This is a genomic window from Streptomyces glomeratus (assembly GCF_021462825.1).
Taxonomy (GTDB): Bacteria; Actinomycetota; Actinomycetes; order Streptomycetales; family Streptomycetaceae; genus Streptomyces; species Streptomyces glomeratus.
In genome coordinates this window covers 1-24,663 of the sequence record NZ_JAKEEB010000013.1, presented here as the reverse complement: position 1 = coordinate 24,663, position 24,663 = coordinate 1, and the positions used below count along the sequence as shown (strand labels likewise).

At 71.7% G+C, this 24,663-nt stretch carries 18 protein-coding genes, 2 tRNA genes and 1 pseudogene; 16 read left to right on the top strand and 5 right to left on the bottom strand.

Annotated features, from left to right (window positions below):
- Positions 1-39 precede the first annotated feature (39 nt).
- The 3 genes from LZ604_RS17550 (at position 40) to LZ604_RS17540 (ending at position 3,770) form a co-directional block, all read left to right on the top strand.
- Positions 40-1,206, top strand: a complete 1,167-nt coding sequence (locus tag LZ604_RS17550; protein WP_234516171.1) for a lipid-transfer protein — start codon at positions 40-42, stop codon at positions 1,204-1,206.
- A gap of 233 nt (positions 1,207-1,439) precedes the next feature.
- The gene (locus LZ604_RS17545) at positions 1,440-2,015 is read left to right on the top strand and encodes a SigE family RNA polymerase sigma factor (protein WP_234516170.1); all 576 of its coding nucleotides are present in this window, start codon (positions 1,440-1,442) and stop codon (positions 2,013-2,015) included.
- 78 nt (positions 2,016-2,093) lie between these two features.
- Positions 2,094-3,770 carry a long-chain fatty acid--CoA ligase gene (locus LZ604_RS17540; protein ID WP_234516168.1) on the top strand — a complete coding sequence of 559 codons (1,677 nt, stop codon included), beginning with the start codon at positions 2,094-2,096 and terminating at the stop codon, positions 3,768-3,770.
- A 101-nt stretch (positions 3,771-3,871) separates the two neighbouring features.
- On the opposite strand, the gene LZ604_RS17535 is transcribed toward LZ604_RS17540, so the two are convergent.
- Both LZ604_RS17535 and LZ604_RS17530 read right to left on the bottom strand, forming a co-directional pair.
- Positions 3,872-8,047, bottom strand: a complete 4,176-nt coding sequence (locus tag LZ604_RS17535; protein WP_234516166.1) for a PAS domain-containing protein — start codon at positions 8,045-8,047, stop codon at positions 3,872-3,874.
- A 188-nt stretch (positions 8,048-8,235) separates the two neighbouring features.
- Positions 8,236-8,715 (bottom strand): SSI family serine proteinase inhibitor, encoded by a 480-nt coding sequence (locus tag LZ604_RS17530; RefSeq protein ID WP_234516164.1) that lies wholly within the window; start codon positions 8,713-8,715, stop codon positions 8,236-8,238.
- A 210-nt stretch (positions 8,716-8,925) separates the two neighbouring features.
- On the opposite strand from LZ604_RS17530, the gene LZ604_RS17525 reads away from it, so the two are divergent.
- From LZ604_RS17525 to LZ604_RS35760, 3 genes are all read left to right on the top strand, one after another.
- A tRNA-Ser gene (locus tag LZ604_RS17525) sits at positions 8,926-9,016 on the top strand.
- Between the two features lie 228 nt (positions 9,017-9,244).
- Positions 9,245-9,317: transfer RNA gene (locus LZ604_RS17520), tRNA-Arg, on the top strand.
- A 320-nt stretch (positions 9,318-9,637) separates the two neighbouring features.
- A complete protein-coding gene (locus LZ604_RS35760; RefSeq protein ID WP_267971501.1) occupies positions 9,638-10,954 on the top strand; it encodes a hypothetical protein in 1,317 nt (438 codons plus the stop codon).
- Between the two features lie 556 nt (positions 10,955-11,510).
- On the opposite strand, the gene LZ604_RS17510 is transcribed toward LZ604_RS35760, so the two are convergent.
- Positions 11,511-11,954, bottom strand: coding sequence for an MscL family protein (locus LZ604_RS17510; protein ID WP_234516162.1), 444 nt, complete (start codon positions 11,952-11,954; stop codon positions 11,511-11,513).
- A 149-nt stretch (positions 11,955-12,103) separates the two neighbouring features.
- Here LZ604_RS17510 and LZ604_RS17505 point away from each other — a divergent pair, with 149 nt between their 5' ends.
- Positions 12,104-12,298, top strand: coding sequence for a hypothetical protein (locus tag LZ604_RS17505; protein WP_234516159.1), 195 nt, complete (start codon positions 12,104-12,106; stop codon positions 12,296-12,298).
- A gap of 50 nt (positions 12,299-12,348) precedes the next feature.
- Here LZ604_RS17505 and LZ604_RS17500 read toward each other — a convergent pair whose 3' ends face one another.
- Positions 12,349-13,185 (bottom strand): hypothetical protein, encoded by an 837-nt coding sequence (locus LZ604_RS17500; RefSeq protein WP_234516157.1) that lies wholly within the window; start codon positions 13,183-13,185, stop codon positions 12,349-12,351.
- Between the two features lie 237 nt (positions 13,186-13,422).
- Between LZ604_RS17500 and LZ604_RS17495 the strand changes: the two genes are divergently transcribed.
- Positions 13,423-13,908 carry a hypothetical protein gene (locus LZ604_RS17495; protein ID WP_234516156.1) on the top strand — a complete coding sequence of 162 codons (486 nt, stop codon included), beginning with the start codon at positions 13,423-13,425 and terminating at the stop codon, positions 13,906-13,908.
- Between the two features lie 153 nt (positions 13,909-14,061).
- Here LZ604_RS17495 and LZ604_RS17490 read toward each other — a convergent pair whose 3' ends face one another.
- Positions 14,062-14,679 (bottom strand): DUF1707 SHOCT-like domain-containing protein, encoded by a 618-nt coding sequence (locus LZ604_RS17490; RefSeq protein WP_234516155.1) that lies wholly within the window; start codon positions 14,677-14,679, stop codon positions 14,062-14,064.
- 177 nt (positions 14,680-14,856) lie between these two features.
- Here LZ604_RS17490 and LZ604_RS17485 point away from each other — a divergent pair.
- From LZ604_RS17485 to LZ604_RS17450, 8 genes and pseudogenes are all read left to right on the top strand, one after another.
- A pseudogene (locus LZ604_RS17485) lies at positions 14,857-15,579 on the top strand (thioesterase domain-containing protein); the annotation flags it as partial.
- Between the two features lie 123 nt (positions 15,580-15,702).
- Positions 15,703-16,569, top strand: a complete 867-nt coding sequence (locus tag LZ604_RS17480) for a DUF2797 domain-containing protein (RefSeq protein ID WP_234516154.1) — start codon at positions 15,703-15,705, stop codon at positions 16,567-16,569.
- A gap of 79 nt (positions 16,570-16,648) precedes the next feature.
- A complete protein-coding gene (locus tag LZ604_RS17475; RefSeq protein WP_234516153.1) occupies positions 16,649-17,071 on the top strand; it encodes an antibiotic biosynthesis monooxygenase family protein in 423 nt (140 codons plus the stop codon).
- A 211-nt stretch (positions 17,072-17,282) separates the two neighbouring features.
- Positions 17,283-18,023 carry a response regulator transcription factor gene (locus tag LZ604_RS17470; protein WP_308283601.1) on the top strand — a complete coding sequence of 247 codons (741 nt, stop codon included), beginning with the start codon at positions 17,283-17,285 and terminating at the stop codon, positions 18,021-18,023.
- The gene (locus LZ604_RS17465; protein ID WP_234516151.1) at positions 18,020-19,693 is read left to right on the top strand and encodes a sensor histidine kinase; all 1,674 of its coding nucleotides are present in this window, start codon (positions 18,020-18,022) and stop codon (positions 19,691-19,693) included. Before LZ604_RS17470 ends, LZ604_RS17465 begins: the two co-directional genes overlap by 4 nt.
- 14 nt (positions 19,694-19,707) lie before the next feature.
- On the top strand, positions 19,708-21,348 hold the full coding sequence (locus LZ604_RS17460) for a bifunctional glycosyltransferase family 2/GtrA family protein (protein WP_234516150.1): 1,641 nt from the start codon (positions 19,708-19,710) through the stop codon (positions 21,346-21,348).
- Complete coding sequence (locus LZ604_RS17455; protein ID WP_234516148.1) at positions 21,345-23,618, top strand: glycosyltransferase family 39 protein; 2,274 nt, start codon at positions 21,345-21,347, stop codon at positions 23,616-23,618. The genes LZ604_RS17460 and LZ604_RS17455 overlap by 4 nt, the downstream gene beginning before the upstream one ends.
- 177 nt (positions 23,619-23,795) lie before the next feature.
- Positions 23,796-24,578, top strand: coding sequence for a TetR/AcrR family transcriptional regulator (locus tag LZ604_RS17450; RefSeq protein ID WP_234516146.1), 783 nt, complete (start codon positions 23,796-23,798; stop codon positions 24,576-24,578).
- Positions 24,579-24,663: the final 85 nt, after the last annotated feature.

The window sequence follows — 24,663 nt, the reverse complement described above, 5'->3', positions numbered from 1 at the left end:
CGGCTTGGACAGCGCCAACCTCCCGGTGCGGAGGCCCGGATGAGCGTGCGTACGAGGGACGCCCTCGGCGGACGGGCGGCGGTCGTCGGGATCGGGGCCACCGAGTTCTCCAAGGACTCCGGCCGCAGTGAGCTGCGGCTGGCGGTGGAGGCGGTGCGGGCCGCGCTGGACGACGCGGGGCTCACGCCCGCGGACGTCGACGGCATGGTCACGTTCACGATGGACACCAGCCCCGAGATCACCGTGGCCCAGGCGGCCGGGATCGGCGAACTGTCCTTCTTCTCCCGGATCCACTACGGCGGCGGGGCGGCGTGCGCGACGGTCCAGCAGGCCGCGCTCGCGGTGGCGGCGGGGGTGGCCGAGGTGGTGGTCTGCTACCGAGCGTTCAACGAACGCTCCGGGCGCCGCTTCGGCTCCGGGGTGCAGCACCGGGAGCCTTCCGCGGAGGGGGCGGCACTGGGCTGGTCGCTGCCGTTCGGGCTGCTCACCCCCGCGTCCTGGGTGGCCATGGCGGCCCAGCGGTACCTCTTCACCCACGGGCTGACGCCCGATGCGTTCGGCCAGGTGGCCGTGGTGGACCGCGGGTACGCGGCGACGAACCCGGCGGCGTACTTCCACGGCCGGCCCATCACACTCGCCGACCACGCGGCCTCACGCTGGATCGTGGAGCCGCTGCGGCTGCTCGACTGCTGCCAGGAGACGGACGGCGGCCAGGCGCTGGTGGTCACCTCCCTGGAGCGGGCCCGTGACCTGCCGCACCCGCCCGCGGTCATCGCTGCCGCGGCCCAGGGTGCGGGCCGCGCCCAGGAACAGATGACGAGCTATTACCGGGACGACCTGACCGGGCTGCCGGAGATGGGCGTGGTGGCCCGTCAGCTGTGGCGGACATCGGGCATGGGACCGGAGGACATCCACGTGGGCATCCTCTACGACCACTTCACGCCCTTCGTGCTGATGCAGCTGGAGGAGTTCGGGTTCTGCGCGCCGGGCGCGGCGGCGGAGTTCGTGGCCGCCCGGACTCTGCCGCTCAACACCCACGGAGGACAGCTCGGGGAGGCGTATCTGCACGGGATGAACGGCATCGCGGAGGCCGTACGCCAACTGCGCGGCACCGCGGCGAACCAGATACCCGGCGCCACCCGCACCCTGGTCACCGCGGGAACCGGGGTCCCCACCTCCGGCCTGATCCTGACAGCGGACGGATGACCCGGCCCCCTGCCCTCAGCGGCGCCGTACCCCTCTCCCCTGCCCTCAGCGGCCCGTTACCCCGCTCCCCCCTGCCCCGGTACTCGTCTCTCAGGGGATGAACCCTCACGCGGGCGGACCGGCTCGTCCACCTTCAGGAGGTAGGGACGCCCCCCTCATACAACCTGAGGGGGAGACGGCTTCGGGACCTCCGGCCGATCCGTCGCACGAGGCGGCGAACCTAGCGTGGAGCCATGACCACACCCGTCTGCACCAGCGCTCCGAACGCCGCTGCATCAGCGAGGCAGACCCTTCCCTATCCGTCGTTCTCGTCGTACGTCCGGGAACGCCAGCCGGTACTGCTGCGCACCGCCCGGTCGCTGACCGCGAATCCGAGCGACGCGGAGGACCTGCTGCAGACCGCCCTGGCGAAGACCTACGTCGCATGGGACCGGATCGAGGACCACCGCGCGCTCGACGGGTATGTGCGCCGGGCGCTGCTGAACACGCGGACCTCGCAGTGGCGCAAGCGCAAGGTCGACGAGTTCGTCTGCGACGAACTGCCCGAGCCGGAGCGGACGGCCGCCGCGGACCCGGCCGAGGAGCAGGCCCTGCATGACGCCATGTGGCGGGCGATCATGAAACTTCCCGCACGTCAGCGGGCGATGGTGGTCCTGCGGTACTACGAGGACCTGAGCGAGGCCCAGACGGCGGAGGTGCTCGGCGTCTCCGTCGGCACGGTGAAGTCCGCGGTGTCCAGGGCTCTGGGCAAGCTCCGCGAGGACCCCGAACTGGAGCCGGTGCGTTGGACGTCACGTCCCGGACACTGATCGATCATTCCGGGGAGTAGTGACATACCAAGCGGTATGTGCGCAGAATCAGCGCAACCCCCTACCACCGCGTAGGCAATGTCGCCCCGGGAGGACGCCGTGCAGAGCACGATGCAGGACGTACCGCTGCTGATCTCGAGGATTCTCACCCATGGGTCGACGGTCCACGGATCGTCTCAGGTGATCACCTGGACCGGCGAGGGCGAACCGCACCGCCGCTCCTATGCCGAAATCGGCGCCCGCGCCGCCCAGTTGGCGCACGCGCTGCGGGAGGACATCGGCGTCCGGGACGACGACCGGGTCGCCACCCTCATGTGGAACAACGCCGAGCATGTCGAGGCGTACTTCGCGATCCCCTCCATGGGGGCCGTCCTGCACACCCTCAACCTCCGCCTTCCCGCCGAGCAGTTGGTGTGGATCGCCAACCACGCCGCCGACCGGGTCGTCATCGTCAACGGCTCCCTGCTGCCGCTGCTCGCCCCGCTGATGCCGCATCTGAAGACGGTCGAGCACGTGGTCGTGTCCGGCCCGGGTGACCGTTCGCTGCTCGAGGGCGTCTCCGCGCAGGTCCACGAGTACGAGGACCTCCTCGCCGGCAAGCCGACCGCCTACGACTGGCCGGAGCTGGACGAACGCCAGGCCGCCGCCATGTGCTACACCTCCGGCACCACCGGCGACCCCAAGGGCGTCCTGTACTCCCACCGGTCCGTCTACCTGCACTCCATGCAGTGCAACATGGCGCAGTCGCTGGGCCTGACCGACGAGGACACCGCGCTCGTCGTGGTCCCGCAGTTCCACGTCAACGCCTGGGGCCTGCCGCACGCCACCTTCATGACCGGTGTTCATCTGCTCATGCCGGACCGCTTCCTTCAGCCCGGCCCGCTCGCCGAGATGATCGAGAAGCAGCGGCCGACGTACGCCGCCGCCGTCCCCACCATCTGGCAGGGTCTGCTCGCCGAGCTGACCGCACGGCCCCGGGACGTCACGTCCCTCGGCAACGTCACCGTCGGCGGTTCGGCGTGTCCGCCCTCGCTCATGGCCGCCTTCGACAAGCTCGGGATGCGTGTCTGTCATGCCTGGGGCATGACCGAGACCTCCCCGCTCGGCACGGTTGCCCGCCCGCCCGCCCATGCGGTGGGCACGGACCAGGAGTTCGCCTACCGGCTCACCCAGGGGCGCTTCCCGGCCGGTGTGGAGGCCCGCCTCACCGGTCCCGGCGGGGAACGGCTGCCCTGGGACGGTGAGTCCGCGGGTGAGCTTGAGGTACGCGGACCGTGGATCGCGGGGGCGTACTACAACGGCCCCGATGCCGAGCCCCTGTGCCCGGACGACAAGTTCAGCGAGGACGGCTGGCTCAAGACCGGGGATGTCGGCACCATCAGTCCCGACGGTTTCCTCACCCTCACCGACCGCGCCAAGGACGTCATCAAGTCCGGCGGCGAGTGGATCTCGTCCGTCGACCTGGAGAACGCGCTGATGTCCCACCCGGAGGTCACCGAGGCGACGGTCGTGGCCGTGCCCGACGAGAAGTGGGGTGAGCGTCCGCTGGCGATCGTCGTGCTCCAGGAGGGCTCCACGGCGGACTTCCCCACCCTCCGGTCCTTCCTGGCCGAGGAGGCGAGGATCGCCAAGTGGCAGCTCCCGGAACGCTGGACCATTCTGCCGTCGGTGCCCAAGACAAGTGTCGGCAAGTTCGACAAGAAGCTGCTGCGCCGGCAGTACGCGGCGGGTGAGCTGGAGATCACGCTCATCTAGGGCTGCCGGCAGAGGCACCTTGAGCACAGGGAGTGGGGCGCTGTTTCACGTGAAACAGCGCCCCACACGACGTATGAACCGGTAAGTCCCCTTCGGCGAACTCAGTTGGTGCCGACCCGCGACAGCAGATCCACGATCCGCTCCTGCACCTCGGGGCTCGTGGAGCGCTCCGCGAGAAACAGCACCGTCTCCCCCGAGACCAGCCGAGGCAGCTCGGCCTGATCCACGGCAGCGGTGTAGACGACGAGCGGGGTGCGGTTGAGCAGGTTGTTCGCGCGCAGCCAGTCGACCACTCCGGCCTGCCGGCGGTGCACCTGCATCAGGTCCATCACCACCAGGTTCGGCCGCATCTGCGCCGCCAGCGTCACCGCGTCCGCGTCCGACGCGGCCCGCGCGACCTGCATGCCACGCCGCTCGAGGGTCGCCGTGAGGGCCAGCGCGATCTCCGCGTGCTCCTCGATGAGCAGCACGCGCGGCGGGTGCTGCTCGGAGTCCCGCGGAGCCAGTGCCTTCAGGAGTACGGCCGGGTCGGCTCCGTACGCCGCCTCCCGGGTCGCCTGCCCGAGCCCCGCCGTGACCAGTACGGGAACCTCGGCGGTCACCGCCGCCTGGCGCAGGGACTGGAGCGCGGTCCGGGTGATCGGTCCGGTGAGCGGGTCGACGAAGAGGGCGGCCGGGAAGGCGGCGATCTGCGCGTCGACCTCCTCACGGGAGTTGACGATGACGGGCCGGTAGCCGCGGTCGCTGAGCGCCTGCTGGGTCGTCACGTCCGGCGCGGGCCACACGAGCAGCCGGCGCGGGTTGTCGAGCGGCTCCGGGGGCAGTTCGTCGTCCATCGGCCGTGACAGAGGCTGGTCGGCGACCTCCACGGCGCCGCCGGGCCCGTCGAGCGGCTCGGGGCCCTCGTCGGCGTTCATGTCCGGAGCCCCTATGGCGTACGACCGTCCGGCGCCCTCGCTGGCTCCGGCCAGGCGGGACTGCCCGGCCAGTGAGGGCTGCGCCGGCAGCGGAGCCGACGGGGACTGGGGATGCGGGCGCACCGCAGTGTCCTGGCGCTCGCCCGCGGGCTCCGGAGGCGTTCCGAGCTTGCGGCGGCGACCCGCACCGTTCGGCGAGTGCGGGGGAGGCGTGGCGGACTGGGGGCGGGGCTGGGCCGTTGGCTGGGCCGCGGCCTGACGCGCGAACGGCACGCCCTGCCCGAGGGTTCGCACGCTGATCGCCCGCCCCTGTGTCGAGTTGGGGTCCTCGGGAGCGGCGGACTCGGCCGGAAGCGGCTGGGCGGTCCGCGGCTGCCGGGTACCGGGCCGGGAGGCTCCCGGCTGGGCGGCGCGCTCCGGAGGCAGCGGTGTGCCCGCCGACGGCGTGGCCTGCGGCAGAGGCATCCCGGGGACACCGCCCGCGGGCGTGCTCTGAGCGGGCACCATCGGCTGCGGGCCGGGCTGCGACTGCGCCGCGGGCCGCGGAGCCGCGGGGGGCTGCCCGGGGACGGACTGAACGGCGGCGGGAGCCGGAACCCCCTGCGGGGGCACGGTGGGCGAGGGTGCCGCGGGTGCGGGCAGGCCCTGTGCCGGGACGGGCTGCGGGCCTCCCGGAGCGGGCACGCCCTGTGCGGGCACCGCCGGGATCATCTGCCCGGGAGCCCCCTGCGCGGACGCCACGGTTGCGGACACGCCGGGCGCGGCGGGCATCGGGCCGGGCGCACCCTGGGCAGGCGTGGTTCCGGTTGCGCCGGCTCCGTCCGGCTGGTGCCCGGGTGTGGCGGTCGTCCGGGCGCGGCGGCGGCCCGTGGGCGCGGCCACCGGGTGCGGCTGCGGCGGAGTGTGGTCGTCGGCCGGGTCGTGCGCCACCGCGTCATGGCGGCTCTCGTCCCCCGGGCCGGGAACGGGAGCCGGGCCGGGCACGGCAGCGGGGCCGGAAACGGGAGCGGACTGCCCCGGCGCGCGGTCCGCCTCGGCGGGCGGCAGCGCGAACACGGTCCGGGCACCGGAATCCGCGGCGGCGGCCTGCTCGTTCGCGGCGGCCAGAGCACGCCGACGGCGTCCGGTCGGTGTCTCGGCGACACCGGAGTCCTGGGGGGAGGGTGCATCGGCGGCCGTCGGCAGCGCGGGCGGCAGCGCCTGCGGTTCGGCGTCCCGGCGGGCGCGCCGGCCCGTGGGGACGGGCACTCCCTGCGGCGGTACGGCCGCACCCAGTCCGGTGGCCGCCGCCGGGGCCCCGGCGGCATGCTCCGCCGCGGTCACGACCGAGCCCTCGGCCACACCCTCGGCACTGCCCTCGGCGGGGCTCGGCCGCCCGCGCCGTCGTCCCGTGCCGCCGGACGCGGCGGTCTCCATGGCGTCCTCGCCCTCGGCCGCCTGCGCCGCAACCGGCGCCTCGGCGGCCGGCTCCTGCGCCGGGCGCCGCCTGCGCCGCCCGGTGGGCTCCACCGCGGCCTGCTCGGAGGACGGGGCGGACCCGGCGCCCACCTCGCTCTCCAGGAACGCGTCCACGGACGACCGGCGGGCCCGCCGACGTCCGCCGCTCTGCTGCGCGGGCTGCTCCGGCGGGGCGATCTGCGCGGGCCCGCCGGCGGAGTCCTCCGCGGGTGTCCTCACCGGGGGCGCCGCGACCGCCCCGGCGCCGCCGCCGAGCGGCACCTCGAGCACATACGCGCTGCCGCTCATCCCCGGCACCTCGTGCGTCTGCAGCACACCGCCGTGTGCGCGCACGATTCCGGCGACGATCGGCTGGTGCACCGGGTCTCCCCCGGCGTACGGGCCACGCACCTCGATCCGTACGACCTCGCCGCGCTGCGCGGCCGCCACGACGACGGTGTTGTCCAGGTAACCGCCCGCCGAGACCGGCGCGTTGCCCGTGGCGTCGACGCCCGCCACGTCCGCGACGAGGTGCGCGAGCGCCTCGGCGAGCCGCTGCGGATCGACCTCGGCCTCGATGGGCGGGGCGTGCACGGCGAACTGCACGCGTCCGGGCCCGATCAGTTCGACGGCGCCGTCGACACCCGCGGCGACGACCTCGTCGAGCATGACGGTGGTCCGTACGAGCTCGTCCTCTCCCGCGTCCAGCCGCTGGTAACCGAGGACGTTGTCGACGAGCGTGGTGATCCGCGAGTAGCCGGCCGCCAGGTGGTGGAGCACCTGGTTGGCCTCGGGCCACAGCTGTCCGGCGTCGTCCGCGGCGAGCTTGGACAGCTCACCGCGCAGTTCGTCGAGGGGCCCGCGCAGCGACTGGCCGAGCACGGCGAGCAGTTGATCGTGCCGGGCGGTCAGGGCCTCGTAGCGGTCCTTCTCGCGCTCGCCGAGCGCGGCATAGCGCTCCTCGCCGGCCGCGATCTCCTCCGCGTGCCGCTCGCGCAGTCCGGCGAGCTCGGCGGCGTGCTCCTCACGAAGCCGCTCCAGCTCCTCCTCGTGCTCCTTCGCGGTCCGCTCCAGCTCCTGCCGGTGCTGCTCGTCGGCCGCCTCCTTCTCCGCGACGAGCGCGTCGAACGGGCGCCGGTCGGTGAACGTCATCACGGCGCCGACGATCTGGTCGCCGTCGCGCACCGGCGAGGTCGTCAGGTCGACCGGCACCTTCTGCCCGGGCTTGGACCACAGCACCTGCCCGCGCACCCGGTGCTTGCGCCCCGAGCGCAGGGTGTCGTGCAGCGGCGACTCCGTGTACGGGAAGGGGGAGCCGTCCTCGCGCGAGTGCAGAACGAGGGTGTGCAGCTCTTTGCCGCCCAGGTCGCTGGCCCGGTAGCCGAGGATCTGGGCGGCGGCGGGGTTGACGAGCACGATCCGCCCGTCGGTGTCCGTGCCGACCACGCCTTCGGCCGCGGCCCGCAGGATCATCTCGGTCTGCCGCTGGGAGCGGGCGAGTTCGGCCTCGGTGTCGACCGTGCCGGAAAGATCGCGGACGACGAGCATGAGCAGTTCGTCGCCGGTGTAGCCGTAGCCGTCGTAGGCCTGGCGGCCGTCCTCCAGGTTGGCGCTCGTGACCTCGACGGGGAACTCGCTCCCGTCGGTGCGCCGCGCGATCATCCGCGTCGGCTTGGTGCGTCCGAGCGGGTCGATGGAGTCGGGCCGCCGCATGGACCCGGGGATCAGCCGCGAGTCGAACTGCGGAAGCAGGTCGAGGAGCCCCCGCCCCACCAGGGCGGTACCGGGCGCTTCGAAGGCCTCCAGGGCGATGGTGTTGGCGTTGACGACCGTTCCGTTGGCGTTGACCAGCACCAATGCGTCGGGAAGCGCGTCCAGTATGGCAGCGAGGCGAGCAGCGCCTCGGGATGGCCTGCTGCTCACGAGACGCTTCCTCCCTGTTACCGCACCTTGCCGACCGCGAGGGCCATCTTGCCAACCGGCCCGCAGCGTGTCACGCGAGGGAGTCTACGGGCAGTGGCCCGGCGGGCGGCGCCGGATGAGAGGGAGGTCGCACGCGGAAGTGACGCAGAAGCTGTGACCGCGCAGGTCGCCGGGCAGAACCCCCGATATCAGCTCGGACGCGCCCCCGCGCCGGCTGCGGTCCCGTGGTGCCGTTGCGGCGTACGCACGTCCGGCAGCAGGGGCACGAGGCTGTCCCAGCGGGCCACCTGACAGCCGTCGCGGCGGTCGTACTGCGCGTCGACCGGTCGTCCGGCCCAGGTCCCGGAGATGTGCGCGGTGGCCGGGCCGCCGTACTGCATCGTGCACAGGGCCCGCGGGGGTACCGGGGCGAAGGGGTCGCGGCCCCAGATGGTCCGCCGGTCGAGCATGGCGCACGCGATGGCGGGGTTCGGGTGGCTGCCGCGCGAGGGGTGGCAGCGCAGCAGGTACATCCCGTCGGCGCGCCCGGTGTGCCGGACGGTGACGACGAGCTGGTCGCCGCGGGGCAGGGGCAGTGTCCCGTGGGCGTCCGCCGGGGTGGGGGCCGTGACGCCGGCGAGCAGGGCCGCGGCCCCGAGGAGCACGGCGCGCGAGGTGAACTGGGTCATGCGATGACTAACGGTGGCCAAGCGGGACGGTTGCGTATGTGACCCGAGTGGCGGGGGTGACCGCGGTGGCGACATGCGGGTCCCGGATCGGCGGCCATGTGCTTTGCCCTGCGGCCGTCCTCCCTAGTACCGTGGGGGTCGATTGGTGACACACCGCTCGGCTGTGTCATCATCTGCACGCACCTTCGCGCTCGCGCGGACGGTTGTGCTGGAGGCGTCGCCTAGTCCGGTCTATGGCGCCGCACTGCTAATGCGGTTTGGGCCTTAAAGCCCATCGAGGGTTCAAATCCCTCCGCCTCCGCACCTGATCCCGAAGCCCCGGTCCTCCGCGACCGGGGCTTCGGCGTTGCCGGGCCCGTCCCGACCCGGTCGCCCACCCATCGCCTCCGACCCCCTCGCGCGACGTTTCCGCAGGTCACAAGGGGTGTGCCTAATGGATTTCACATGGCGGCGGCAGTCATGTAATGTTCTTCCTGTCGCCGCGAGCGGGCCGGAAGGGCCGGGAGCGGGGACGGAAAACAGAAAACAAGCACTCGTAGCTTAACGGATAGAGCATCTGACTACGGATCAGAAGGTTGCAGGTTCGAATCCTGCCGAGTGCGCACAGTTCAGAGGCCCCCTGGGATCATCCCAGGGGGCCTCTGACATCAACGCGGACGGAAACGCTGATCACTCCTCGGTGTCCGGCTCCGACTCGCTGGCTGATGAGGCGCTGTGGAGGATCCACAGGGCCTCTGACTTTTCTGACCATCGGACGGCAGGGGCCCCATGAAGATTGTCGTGTCCCGTGTGCCCCGAGGCACCGGCTCGGCCGCATGACTGCACCGGTCAGCGCGCCGCGTGGGGACAATAATCCTCCCTTGGTTTACTGACGGTATGTCAGAAACGCGGCTATAGGTGGCCGTGTCCCTCGGGAGGTTCGATGCATCACAAGTACGGTGGTGGGGCGAGGGTATTCGGCCTGCGCGGCCGGGCGCCGGCCGCGGCGCTTGCCGTGGGTCTGGCGCTCGGTGTCGTGGGGATGACGGGGCAGGAGGCGTCCGCACAGAGTCCGTGCGGGACCAACGGGGTCTTCAGTAGCGGGCCGCCGCCCACCTGTACGTACACCACCACCGGTGAAGACACGTTCACCGTGCCCTCCGGAGTGACCAGCATCCATGTGGTCGCCGACGGTGCGGCCGGTACCACCTCGAGCGGCGCCGGAGGCGCGGGCGCGCAGGTGACGGCCGACGTCCCGGTCACCCCCGGCAGCACGCTGTACGTCGAGGTCGGAGTGGGCGGTGGCCCCGGTGGTACCACCCACGGTGGGGCGGGCGGCGGCGAGTCCGACCTCCGCACGTGCTCGGCGACCTCGTCCGGCTGCATGCTGACCGGTGATTCGGCGGACCCGCGCTGGCTGGTGGGTGCAGGCGGCGGGGGTGGTGGTGGAGGCGCCCTCTCCCTGAGCGGTGGCGCCGGTGGGGTCGGGCTCGCCTACTGCAATCCCGGCACTGATGGCACCGGGGCCGCCGGTGCCGGGCCGGGCACGGGTGGAACGTGCACGTCCGGAGGGACGGGCGGCGGGGGCTCAGCCGGTCCCCAATCCAACGGTGGGGGCGGAACACCGGGTGCCGGTGGCAGCGGTGGCAGCTACCCGTTCGGGGCCGGTGGCGGCGGAGGCGGCGCCGGTTTTTGGGGTGGGGGCGGCGGCGCTACGGGGACCAACGCCGGTGCCGGCGGGGGCGGCGGCTCGAGCTTCGCCTTCGCAAGCGCCAGCAACGTCTCCACGGTCGCCAACCCCACCGGTACTCCCTCGGTGACCATCAGCTACACGTCCGCGCCGAACGTCGTCACCAGACCCTCCAGGACCAGGCTCCGAGTCGGCAGCACGGTCGTCGACCGCGCGACGGTGACCGGGAACGCCCAGGAAGGCAACCCTGCGGCGTCCGGTGCGACGGTGACCTTCTTCGTCTGCGGTCCGCCGGCGACGAGCTGCACGAGCGGCGGCACCGCGGTGGACGGCCCACGGCCGCTGACCGCCACGTCGCCGACCACCGCCACCGCGACGTCCCCGCCGTTCCGGCCGACTGTCGCAGGGACCTACTGCTGGCGCGCGGAGTACTCGGGTAACCCGAACTACGCCGCCGTGTCGGCGGACGGCAGCAACGAGTGCTTCACCGTGAGGGCCAAAGGCGGCGGGGGCGGCCGGCACTGGCACGACCACCACTGGTACGACAACCTCAGTCATCCTCATCGGTGACGACCCCGGCCGACGGGACCAGCCGTCGCAGCCGTAAGTGACGGCACCTTACGAATCCTGCCGAGTGCGCACAGATCAAGAGGCCCCTCGGGATTATCCCGAGGGGCCTCTGGCATCAGCGGGTGACGTCAACGCTGTCTCGACGCACTGGTTCGTCAGATCAGCAACTGGGCGAGCACTCCGTCCGGCAGGGCTGCAATCGTGATCACCACCGTCAGTAGGACGGTGGTGGTCCCGATCACCACACAGAGGATGATCCCTGCCGGGGGGGCGACGTTGATGTGGGGAACCTTCCTGGTCCAGGCATACGTGGGGACGATGGGCGGCCCGGGAGGCGCACCCGATGCCGGCGGCACGGCAGCCACCATTCAGGTCAGAGCCCTGATCCTCCCAAGTGGAGGTCAGGGCTCCCGATGACCTTGCCGGCGACCAGGGTGCGGGTGACCTCGACACGGACGGTGCCCTGCTCCAGGTCGACGTCCATCCAGCGCAGACCGACGACCTCGGCGGGGCCAGCCCGCGCTGCCCCACTACGGGGCAGCGGCTCCCTGTCCGATCAGGGGCGTGGCGTTCCGGCCACCGGCGGCTGGTCGGTGCCGCAGTGCCGGCACTTGGCAGCAGCGGCCGGCAGGTCCTCGGACAGGCAGGCCGGGCACGTCTTGACGGGCCCCGGGTCCCCGAAGACCACCGCACCGCGCCGCGCCGAATAGCGCTTGTACGGTTCGACGATGAGGAAGTAGACGACGGCCATGAAGATGATGAAGTAGATGACCGTCGAGATGAAAGAACCGATATCAAGGTACGTGCTCTTGTTGCCCGCCTGGCCGAGTTGCCAGCCCAATCCGACTGAATTGCCGCCCTGAGCGCGCGCAATGATGGGGTTGATCACAAAATCGGTGAATGCCTTGACCAGGTTACTGAAGGCCAATGCGACGATGAGACCTACGGCTACGACGACGACATCGCCGCGCATCAGGAAGTTCTTGAAACCCTTGAGCATTCCCGGCTCCTCGCGACAGGGTCCCCGATCGGGGCCGGGCAGCACGCTACATTCTTCGGCATGTCCTGAGCGTTACGGCGCGGACGCAAGGGGCGCTCTTCCCTCGCCTGCCGAAATCCGGCGACGTAATTTTCCACCGCAGTGGCGGCATGATGGGATTCAGCCATGCACCCAGGGAGGCACCCGCCACGTCCGGCCTCGCCAGCCGGGTTTCCCACTGGGATTCCGCCGCTGCCACGAAGACGTTCACCCACCCGCTGCATCTGCCCTGGCTCAACGGGATCGGCAGGCAGGCCGCGATCCGGGGGATCCAGATCCTCGCCCGTAAGCCCACGCTGACATAGGACCTGGCGCATGCTGCGGTCAGCGCGGTGCGAGGAGTGCCGTGGCCGAGTCACCCCTCAACGGATCGAAGGTCGTTACTGCAAAAGAAGTGAGCGTCCAGGCGGCTTGTGGGGAACGCGTACATGGGGTCCGTGAGCATGCGGACGAGGAACTCGCCCAGACCGCAGTCGTATCGCTCCCAGTCGCCGTACTGGCCGACGAGGACGGGCCAGTCGTCCGGACTGGCCGTCCTGGTCTGCCAGAGGAAGTCGAACTCCTGCTCCGACGATCCCCATCTCAGGAGCCCGTCCGGCACCGGATAGCCCTCGCTCTTGGCCCAGTCCACGATGTCCATGCCCAGGGCTCCGGGGACAAGGAGGTCGACGTACTCGTCGAAGCCGCCCGGACCGAAGAGGTCGACGATCTCCTTGTAATCGCTCGGCAGCGAGGTGCCCAGATCGGCCTCGACGGCAGGCCAGTCGACGGCCGGCTGCGGCACCGGTTGCCAGCCGGTGAGGATGCGCAGTTTCCCGGCCCAGGAGGCACCCTCGGGAAACCCGGTGACCGCAGGGTCCTCACGGTGGGCGATCACCACGACCACGCGCTCCCGGTGTGAGGTGGCGACGCTGCCGCAACCGACCCAGTGAGACCTGTAGGCCCAGCCCCGCATCTCGAGCAACTCGTCCCCGAACGGTTCGACGAGCGGCAGTCCGGTGCGCTCGGTGAGTGAGGGGTCGGTGAAGCCGTCCGCGGCGAGGTTGCGGGGCCTGCCTGCCCACCGGCTCACTTCGGCAAGCAGTTCCCTCAGACTTGTGCCCTCCGAGGCCTCGAGAACGACCGGTGGTCCGCTCACAACGGACGAGTCGATGATCTTCCGGATGGCGGCAACGACTTCCGAATCCTCCATGGCGCTCAGTGAACCTCACGCCGCTGACATCCCGGCTCGCGCGTGCATGAGGTTCAGGCTGCGGGAGTCGTGACACTGCCGGGCGTCGTCGCGAAGATCAGCCCATCGGACCGCCCCGGTACGGCCGGCACTCCGTCCCGGCGATCTTGCCTTGATCACCCGGCACCGGTGCGGAGAACGGTCGTTGTGCTCCGTGACGCACGGTCGGCGTCAGACACCCAACCTTCAGGAGGCACCATGCGCGTACTGCCCCAGCTGACAGTCACTGTCACCGGGGTCGGGGCCGCTCTGTTGTTCACCGCCGGGGTTGCTTCGGCTTCCGGTACGCCGTTGACCCAGGCGCAGGCGGAGGCACGGCTGATCTCCAACGGCATCACGGCCACATCCCCCGGGGGCTGTACCGACAAGAACAACCCGGACTGCGTCTCGTACGAGGGCATCCTCAGTGACACGGTGGACGGGGTGATCAACCTCAAGAAGGCCAGCGGCGTCGCGAGCCTCATCGTCACCGGCGGCACGGAGGTCGGCCACGGGGAGGGCGAGAAGTACACCCACGCCAACGGCTACAAGATCGACCTCCTGCCCATCCCCGCTCTCAACAACTACATCAAGGGCACCTTCCAATACGTCGGCCTCCGCGGCGATGGCTTCGCGCTGTGGAAGTCCCCGTCAGGCGACCTCTACTGCGATGAAGTCAGCCACTGGGACATCATCTACTTCTAGTTCCCGGCCACACCGCACACTGCGCAAGCCGCGCAAGACTCGAGCGATCTGCCCCGATCCTCCGGGGCAGGTTCCTCGTAGGCGCGCCCGCGCCCTGGGGCACCTCGACGTCCCACCGGTCGCGAAGACGCCGGCCGAACAGGGGCCGGGCGCTCAGGACTTGCGGCGCAGCCGCTGCCAAGGGGTGCGTCGTGGCAGACGGGCCACGATGTCGCCGCCGGTCGACCTGCCGGTCAGCACCACGCGCAGTCGTACGGGAATCTCCGGGCCGGTGACCGGGTGGACCTTGATGTCGCCGCGGCTGTAGGTGACGTCGTCGGCGTCGACCACGATCCCCGGTCCGGTGACCAGCGTCAGATTGCCGCCGATGCGCAGGTCCACCTCGATGTGCAGGGTGTCGTGGGTGATCACGGCCTCGGTGAAGTCGAGTTTCAGGTCGCTGAACATCAGCCGGATCTCCATCCGGTGGGGAACCAGCCAGCGACCGGCGCGCTTGCCCTCTCCGAAGCGCTGGTCGATCCGGATCACCTCGCGAGCCTGTGGCGGCATCCCTTCGAGAGGCAGATCGGCGGTCAGTTCCGCGAGGTCGGACGCGGTGCGCGCCACCAGCGCCGCTTCTACGCGCTCTTCCAGCTCGGCGGCCGTCAGCCGGCCGTCACCGGCCGCGACCCGGAGGATCTCCACGGCCGCGTCCCGGTCCCGATGAGACACCCGCTGCTCGGACACCGGGCGACGGCGAGAGTCGTCTGCTCCGGAGAGATCGCCTGACATGGATTCAGTGTGCTGGCGGGCTCAGGAGACGGGCAACAACCGATCTGGGAAATGGGGGATGACCCCGACGGATCTCGGGGGTTGGGGATTCGCCGTCGACAGGCTCTGCCGGGGCCCTGGCGAAGGTGCACAGGGCCGGGGGTCCCGGAGAGCTCCGGGGTTCCCGGGCGCCAGTTCCTGCACCTGCTGGGCCGCGAGGCCGACCTGAACCGCCCCTTCTTCGGTGTCCAGGCGCACGGCATCAACGACGGCGAGACCCCCTACGACACCATCCGCGAGACGGCCGCCGCGGATGTCGCGGAGATCCGCCGTGTCCAGCCGAGCGGCCCCTACGCCCTGTGGGGCTATTCCTTCGGCGCCCGTGTCGCCTTCGAGGCGGCCTGGCAGCTGGAGCAGGCCGGGGAGAAGGTCGAGCACCTGCTTCTGATCTGCCCGGGCAACCCGAAGGTACGCGAGGAGGACGGCCGTACCTGGGGACGGGAGGCGTCGTTCGGCAACCCGGCCTACCTGAAGATTCCCTTCTCCGTCTTCGCGGGCACCGTCCACGGCCCCGCCGTGGACGCCCGCCTCGCCCAGGCGCACGACGAGGACGGCTTCGTCTCCTATGTCCACGGCCTGTGCCCGTCCCTGGACGAGGCCGTGATCCGCCGCATCACCCGCATCGTGGGTACGACGTACGAGTTCGAGTACACCTTCCGCGAACTGGCCGAGCGCACCCTCGAAGCGCCGATCACCCTCTTCAAGGCCCAGGGAGACGACCACTCCTTCATCGATGGGCGCTCGGGCTGCTCGGCGGCCGCCCCCCGGGTCGTGGAGCTGAAGGGCGACCACTGCAGCGTCCTGAAGGAGCACGGAGTGGCGGAACTGGTCGCGGCCGTCCGCGCGGCGATGGGCCACTGAGAGCGGCCCCGGGCCCCTCGGACGCGGGCGGGACGCGACCGAGGGGCCCGGCTCACCGGGCCGCCGGGCCCGCGTCGCCCGTCGGGCCCGCAGTGTCAGTGGCGGAGCCTAGTCTCGGCAGTGATGACTCGGGTCTGGAGATGCGCGGGGCTGTCGTGGGCCGACGGCGGTCCCCGGCTGCGCTGGGAAGGCGGGCGGCCCAGTGAGCTGGAGCGGGGGAGGCGGGTGGCCTTCGCCGTCATGGCGGGCGGCGTGCGGACCTGCGTGGGGGCGCGGGGCCATGGATGCCCGATACGGGCGGAGGTCTCGGGGCGGAGCACCGGTGCGCGGTGCGAGGAGTGTGCGCGCCTGAACCGGGCGCACTCCGTGGCCGCGGACACCGCCGCCGATGATCCCCGCCCGTACCGGGTGTATCTGGCATGGTTCGGGCCCGGCATGGTCAAGGTCGGGATCACCGCGGCCGAACGCGGCCCGGCGCGGCTGCTGGAGCAGGGCGCCGTCTCCTTCGGCTGGCTGGGGACCGGGCCCCTGATGGCGGCGCGCCGCACCGAGGAGCTGCTGCGGGCCGCGCTGGGGGTACCGGACCGGATTCCCTACGCCGGCAAGCGTGCGGTGCGGGCCGTGCTGCCGTCCGCCGGGGAGCGCGCGGCCGAGCTGGCCGAGCTGCACGCCCGGGCGGTGGCGCTCGACGGCTGGCCGGAGTCGCTGGAGCGGGCGGCGTTCCGGGCGGTCGACCATGGCGCGGTGTTCGGTCTGGAGGGGCCGGTACGGGTGGACGGTGTGGTGAGCGAGCTGGTCGCCGGTGGGGTGGTGAGCGGAGATCTGCTGGCCGCCGCCGGGCCCGATCTTCATCTGGCCACCGGGCGCGGCGTCGTCGTACTCGACACCCGGCTGATGACCGGGTGGGAACTGACGGGTGCCCCCGATGATCGGCTGACCGTTCCGGTCGGAGCGTCGGGGGACCCGGGCGTGCAGGACGGGTTGTTCTGAGCGGCGCTGCCGCAGGGGCCGACGGCTGCCCCGGGCCGGGGGGTGGACGGACGGTGCCGGCGCGGCCGATCGTGTCGGCATGAGCGATCACCGCAATGTGCCCGGCGCCCCCGCCTCCACCGCAGCCCCGGCCTCCGCAGCCGGCGTCCCCGTACCCGTCCCCGCCCATGAACCCCCTTACTACGCCGTTGTCTTCACCTCCCTGCGCACCGAGGCCGACCACGGATACGCGGAGACCGCCGAGCGGATGGAGGAGCTGGTCGGGGAGATTCCCGGATACCTCGGCATGGATCACGCCCGGACCCCGGGCGGGCTGTCGATCACCGTCGGCTACTTCCGGGACGCGGCCGCCCTCGAGGCATGGCGCACCGATCAGGAGCACCGCACGGCCCAGAAGCGGGGGCGTGCGGAGTGGTACCAGGCCTACACGGTGCATGTCGCCAGGGTCGAGCGCAGCCACACCTTCGAGCGGCCCTATCCGGCCGACCCGGAGCGCGGCTGACCTACCGTCATCCTCGGTCCCACCACAGCGTTTTCACGGGCACGGACGCTCATCCTCGTCTCATCCGCGCCCCATGACGAGGTAACCGTCCCCGGTGGCAAGGCCTTTCGCGGACTTCCCAGGAGTTTCCTGAGCGGCACCTGTGCGTTTCTCAGGGAAATCACAGACAGGTGAAAGGGCTCTCTCAGGGGACCTCGACAGGGTGTCCATCATGACCACGACCTCGCCCCAGGGGCGCACCGAACTGCTGAGGCCGGACGGGAGCCCCGTCCGAGTGCTGGTAGTGGACGACGAACTGTCGATCACCGAACTGCTCTCCATGGCCCTTCGCTACGAGGGCTGGCAGATCCGCAGCGCGGGTGACGGACAGGGAGCGATCCAGACCGCGCGCGAGTTCCGTCCCGACGCCGTCGTGCTCGACATGATGCTCCCGGACATGGACGGCCTGAGCGTCCTGGGGCGGCTGCGGCGCGAACTGCCCGACGTGCCCGTGCTCTTCCTGACCGCCAAGGACGCCGTGGAGGACCGGATCGCGGGTCTGACCGCCGGCGGGGACGACTACGTCACCAAGCCGTTCAGCCTGGAGGAGGTCGTGGCCCGGCTGCGCGGGCTGATCCGGCGCTCCGGCGCCGCGGACCGCCGCTCGGACTCCGTCCTGGTCGTCGGCGACCTCACCCTGGACGAGGACAGCCACGAGGTGTCGCGGGCCGGGGAGAGCATCCACCTGACGGCGACCGAGTTCGAACTGCTCCGCTTTCTGATGCGGAACCCGCGGCGCGTGCTCAGCAAGGCGCAGATCCTCGACCGCGTGTGGTCCTACGACTTCGGCGGGCAGGCCAATGTGGTCGAGCTGTACATCTCCTATCTGCGCCGGAAGATCGACGCCGGCCGCGAGCCGATGATCCACACCCGGCGCGGCGCCGGCTATCTGATCAAGCCCGCGGCGTCATGAGCAGGCGACGACGGCCGCGTACGCAGAGGCGAGGACGACAGCCGCGCACGCTGCGGACGCGGCTCGTCGTCTCGGCGGTGACGCTGATCGCCGTGGTGTGCGCGGTGATCGCCACGGTGACGACGATCGCGCTGAGCCAGCATCTGAACGCACAGAAGAACGCCCAGGTCGCCGAGGCCGCCCGGCGGGCCGCCGGGCTGCCCAAGGGGGTGGCCGAGGGGGGACCGCCCGGCCCCGAGGGCGGCTCGGGACCGCCGTCGGGCAACGCGTCACTGCCGAACTCCCCGAACAGGATCGAATCGGCGGACGACAAGCTCGACTTCATCGTCACCAGGGGGGCGGCGCAGCCGGGGGAGGTCGCCGCCGTGGTCGACGCGCACGGCCGGATCGTCAAGGCGGCCGTCTCCGTGGCCACCAACGACAGCAACGTCGGCTTCAAGGGCATGGTGTTCACCGAGCTGAGCGCCGGGCAGGTCGCCGCGCTCTCCGCCGTGCCGAAGCAGGGCATCCACACCGTCGACATCCCGGGCCGGGGCGAGTACCGGGTCACGTACAAGGAGGGGACGCGCGGCAACTACTACATCGGGCTGCCCACCTCCGAGGTCACCAACACCATCAACACCCTCGTCATCGTCGAGGTCAGCGTCACCGCCGCCGGGCTCGTCGCCGCCGGGATCGCCGGATCCGTACTGGTCGGGCTCGCCCTGCGGCCCCTGCGCAAGGTCGCCGCGACGGCCACCCGGGTCTCCGAACTGCCGCTGCACACCGGCGAGGTCACCCTCGACGAGCGGGTGCCGGAGTCCGAGACCGACCCCCACACCGAGGTCGGGCAGGTCGGGGCCGCGCTCAACCGCATGCTGGACCACGTCCACGGCGCCCTGCACGCACGGCAGCAGAGCGAGACGCGGGTCAGACAGTTCGTCGCGGACGCCAGTCACGAACTGCGCACCCCGCTCGCCTCCATCCGCGGCTACGCGGAGCTGACCCGGCGCGGACGCGAGGAGACGGGGCCCGACACCCGGCACGCCCTCGGGAGGATCGAGTCCGAGGCCGGGCGCATGACGCTCCTCGTCGAGGACCTGCTGCTGCTCGCCCGGCTGGACGCGGGCCGCCCGCTCCGCTTCGAGCAGACCGACCTGGTACCGCTCGTCGTGGACACCGTCAGCGACGCCCGGGCGGCCGGGCGGGACCACAACTGGCGGCTGGAGCTGCCGGACGAGCCCGCGCTCGTGTCGGCGGACGCCGCCCGGCTCCAGCAGGTGCTCGTCAATCTGCTCGCCAACGCCCGTACCCACACCCCGCCCGGCACGACCGTCACCGCACGCGTCGCGCGGCGGGGGCCATGGCTGTGCGTGGACGTCCAGGACGACGGTCAGGGCATCCCGCCGGATCTGCTGCCGCACGTCTTCGAACGGTTCGCGCGCGGCGACTCGGCGCGCTCACGGGCCACCGGCTCCACCGGACTCGGGCTCGCCATCGTGCAGGCCGTCGCGACCGCGCACGGTGGCGCGGTGACCGTCGACAGCGTGCCCGGACGCACGGTGTTCACCGTGCATCTGCCGGCGCTCACCCCGCACGTCCCCGCGCCCGCGCCCGCTCCCGAAGCGGACCGGGAACGGCACTCACAGGCACAGCACAGCGTCACCACATGGGTGCGACAGGGCGCTTGAGAAGAGTCGGGGCCATGCGAACCGATTCCTCTCCCGGCACCCTGCCGGCGCGGGAGCACCTCCCGGCCGCCGGAGCCGGTACGCCTGTCCTGGACGTAGTGATCCCCGTCTACAACGAGGAGAAGGACCTCGAGCCGTGCGTGCTCGGACTGCACGAGCACCTCAGGCGCACCTTCCCGTACGCCTTCCGCATCACGATCGCGGACAACGCGTCCACGGACACCACCCCGCAGGTGGCCGCACGGCTGGAGGCGAAGCTCGCGGAGGTGAGGTCCTTCCGGCTGGAGCAGAAGGGACGCGGCCGTGCGCTGCGGACCGTCTGGGCCGCCTCCGACGCCCCGATCCTCGCCTACATGGACGTGGACCTCTCCACCGACCTCAACGCGTTGCTGCCCCTGGTGGCACCGCTGATCTCGGGCCACTCCGACCTCGCGATCGGCTCCCGGCTGGCCCGTACCTCCCGGGTCGTGCGCGGTCCCAAGCGGGAGTTCGTCAGCCGCGCCTACAACCTCATCCTGCGCGGCTCGCTCCAGGCCCGGTTCTCGGACGCTCAGTGCGGCTTCAAGGCGATCCGCCGAGAGGTGGCCCAGGTGCTGCTGCCGCTGGTGGAGGACACCGGCTGGTTCTTCGACACCGAGATGCTGGTCCTCGCCGAGCGTGCCGGTCTGCGCATCCACGAGGTGCCCGTCGACTGGGTCGACGACCCCGATTCCACGGTGCACATCGTGAAGACGGCGACCGACGACCTCAAGGGCGTGTGGCGGATCGGCAGGGCGCTGGCCACCGGCTCGCTGCCGCTGGACCGGCTCGCGCGGCCGTTCGGCGACGACCCGCGCGACCGGGACATCCAGGACGTACCGCGGGGCCTGGCCCGTCAGCTCGTCGGCTTCTGTGTGGTCGGCGGCCTGTCCACCCTCTTCTACCTGGCGCTCTACAGCCTCTTCCGGCAGTTCTCGGGCGCGCAGATCGCCAACGCGCTCGCGCTGCTGGTCTCGGCGGTCGCCAACACGGCGGCCAACCGCCGGCTCACCTTCGGGGTGCGCGGCCGGGGCGGCGCCGTCCGCCACCAGGCGCAGGGCCTGGTCGTCTTCGGCATCGGCCTCGCCCTCACCAGCGGCTCCCTCGCCGCCCTGAACGCGGCGACCGGAAATCCGGCGCACTCCACGGAGCTGGCGGTGCTGATCGCCGCCAACCTCGCCGCGACCGTGCTGCGGTTCCTGCTCTTCCGTGCCTGGGTCTTCCCGGACCGGCGCGACGACGACCGTGCGCCCCGCTACGACCGCCCCCTCTACGACGACCGGACCCCCCACGACGACCGGCCCCCGCACGACGACCGGCCCCCGCACGACGACCCGACCGCCCGCGGCGACCTCCCGTACCCGTACCCGTATCCGCACCACCGGCAGCACCCTTCGCCGCCCCGGCGCCCCGCCGCGCCACGGTTCTCGTCCGACGGCGACGGCACATACGCCGGCACATACGACACCGCGCACGGCACCGCGCACGGCACCACGTACGACACCGCGTACGACACCGCGTACGACACCGCCCAGTTCCGCGCCGGTGCCGACGCGGACCGCGCCAGCTGGACGGACGCCACCATGCCGGTACAGCCGGTGCGTCCGCAGGACACCGACCCGAGGGACTACCGATGACCACCCAGTTCGACCAGCCGACCCACCCAGGTGGTCCGGGGCCGCACTCCTGGGGGCCGCCCCCCACGACTTCGGCGCGGCAGCCCGCCGCACCGCCGGCGCCGGTCCCCGGTGCCGGTGAGCCCCGGCAGCCGCTCGCGCGCAGACTCCGGCGCGGCCGGCCCGAGGACCCCCGCTGGGCCCGCCCCGCGTTCCTCGGCCTGCTGCTCGCCACCGCTGCGCTGTACCTGTACAACCTGAGCGCCTCCGGCTACGCCAACTCCTTCTACTCGGCGGCGGTCCAGGCCGGCAGCGCCTCCTGGAAGGCGTTGTTCTTCGGCTCGCTGGACGCGGGCAACGCGATCACCGTCGACAAGCCCCCGGCCGCGCTGTGGCCGATGGCCCTGTCGGTGCGGATCTTCGGGCTCAACTCGTGGGCGATCCTCGTCCCCGAGGTGATCATGGGCGTCCTGACGGTCGCCGTGGTGTACGCGGCCGTCCGCCGCCGGTTCAGCCCCGCGGCCGGCCTGATCGCGGGCGCCGTGCTCGCACTCACCCCGGTCGCGGCGCTGATGTTCCGGTTCAACAACCCGGATGCGCTGCTGGCGCTGCTGATGTCGGTCACGGTCTACTTCGTCGTCCGGGGCCTGGAGGACGGCCGCACCAAGTGGCTGGTGTGGGCGGGTGTCGCCGTCGGCTTCGCCTTTCTGACGAAGACCCTGCAAGCCTTTCTGATCCTGCCGGCCCTGGCGGCCGTGTACGGCGTCTGCGCGCCCGTGAAGCCGAGGAAGAGGCTGCTGCAACTGGGCCTCGCGACGGTTGCGCTGGTCGTCTCCGGCGGCTGGTGGGTCGCGATCGTCGAGCTGTGGCCCGCGTCCTCGCGCCCGTACATCGGCGGCTCGCAGAACAACTCGTTCCTGGAACTGACCTTCGGCTACAACGGTCTCGGCCGCATCAACGGCGACGAGACCGGCAGCGTCGGCGGCAGGGGCGGTATGGGCGGCGGGGGCGGCGGTCAGTGGGGTGCCACGGGCTGGGACCGGATGTTCAGCGCCGAGATCGGCTCCCAGATCTCCTGGCTGCTGCCGGCCGCGTTGATCCTGTTCGCCGCGGGCCTCGTCCTCGCCGGCCGGGCCGCCCGGACGGACCTGACCCGCAGCTCCTTCCTCGCCTGGGGCGGTTCGCTGCTGATGACCGCGGTCGTCTTCAGCTATATGGCCGGCATCTTCCACCAGTACTACACGGTGGCTCTGGCCCCCTACATCGCCGCCCTGGTCGGCATGGGCGTCACGGTCCTGTGGGAGGAGCGGTCGAAGACCTGGGCGTCGCTCACGCTCGCGGCCACCGCCACGGCGACCGCGGCCTGGGGCTATGTGCTTCTCAACCGCACGCCGGAGTATCTGCCCTGGCTGAGGTGGCTCGTCCTGGTCGGCGGTCTGACCGGCGCCCTCGGCCTGGTCTTCGTGGCCCGGCTCGGACGGCGGCTCGCCCTGGCGACGATGGGCCTGAGCCTGGTGACCGCTCTCGCGGGTCCGGCCGCGTACACCCTGACCACGGTGAACGAGGGCCACACCGGCTCGATCGTCACGGCCGGTCCGGCGGGCGCGAGCAGGATGGGCGGCCGCGGTGGTCCCGGCGGCCCCGGTGGCCCCGGCGGTGGCGGTATGCGCGGCGGCTTCGGCGGCGGCGTGCCGGGCGGGAACCAGCAGAACGGCAACGGCAACGGCAACGGCACCGCCCAGGGCGGCCAGGGCGGCGGGTTCCCGGGCGGCGGAAACGGCGGCTTGCCCGGAGGCTTCCCCGGCGGCGGCATGCCGGGCCGGAACGGTCAGGGCCAGAACCAGCAGCAGGGCAACGGCCTACCCGGCACCGGCCGGACGGGCGGGGACGGCAGAGGCGCCCCCGGCGGCATGGGCGGCCTGCTCAACGGCGCCCGGGTCGGCTCCGAGGCCAGGAGGCTGCTGGAGAAGGACGCCGGGAAATACACCTGGGTCGCCGCGTCCATCGGCTCCCAGAACGCCGCGAGCTACCAGCTCGCCACCGGAGACCCGGTGATGGCGATCGGCGGCTTCAACGGCAGCGACCCGTCCCCGACGCTCGCCCAGTTCCAGAAGTACGTGGCGCAGGGCAGGATCCACTACTTCATCTCCGGCGGGGGCTTCGGCGGCCGGGGCGGCTCCGGCGGCTCCGGCGTCTCCTCCCAGATCACCTCGTGGGTCGAGAAGAACTTCAAGAAGGTGACGGCCGGTTCGGCCACCTTCTACGACCTCACGCGGAAGACCGGCGGCTGACGGCCGGTCCGCGGGACCGACGGCGGGCCTCGAAGCGGTGGGCCGGGCACATGCCCGGCCCACCGCTTTTCGCACAGGCGGAACGGGAAGACTCGGGGGTGCCGGCCGCACAGCGGTCTCGCGCCCCCGAAGGGGCACCATCGTGATCAGCCGTCGGAGTGTCGAGGAAGGTGCGCCATGGCGAAGACAGCCCAGCGGGCCGGACGCCCGTTGCGGACCAGCGTCTGGCTGGAGGGCAAGGCCGCCCGGGGCGGCTCGCGCGGGGGCGGCGGTCAGCCCTCCGGACTGGACCGTGAGCGGATCACCGGGGCGACCGTGCGGCTGCTGGACGCGGAGGGCCTGGCGAAGTTCTCGATGCGCCGCCTGGCCGCCGAGCTGAACGTCACGGCGATGTCGGTCTACTGGTACGTGGACACCAAGGACGACCTGCTGGAACTGGCGCTGGACGCGGCCTTCGGGGAGATGCGCTTGCCGCCGGCCGACGCGGACCGGGACTGGCGCGACCAGCTGCGGGCGCTCGCCGCAAAGTACCGGGCGCTGCTGGTGCGCCATCCCTGGCTGTCCCCGCTGGTCGGGAGGTTCCTCAACATCGGCCCGCACGCCGCCGCGTTCTCGCTCGCCGTGCAGCGGGTGATCCGGCTGACCGGGCTGCCCGCGCACGAGCAGATGGGCGCGATCTCGGCGGTCTTCCAGTTCGTGTACGGATTCGGCACGATCGAGGGGCACTTCGTCGAGCGCTGTGCGGCGGCCGGGACGACGCAGGACGAGTACTTCCGGCAGGCGCTGAGCGCGGTGACCAGGAGCCCCGGCCTAGGTGAGGCCGTGCACCGCTCCGCGGACCTCGTCGAGGCCCGCGGCGGTGACACGGTGGAGGAGATGCGCGACCGCGACTTCGCGTTCGCGCTGGAGACGCTGATCGCGGGGATCGAGGCCATGGTCGCCCGGGGCCGGCCCTGGTGAGTCCGGGCGGAAGCTCCTATAGATCGTCAAGCGGCTTGTGTGAGCTGTTCAGCGGTGATTTGAGGGCGGGGCAGGTGGCGGTAGA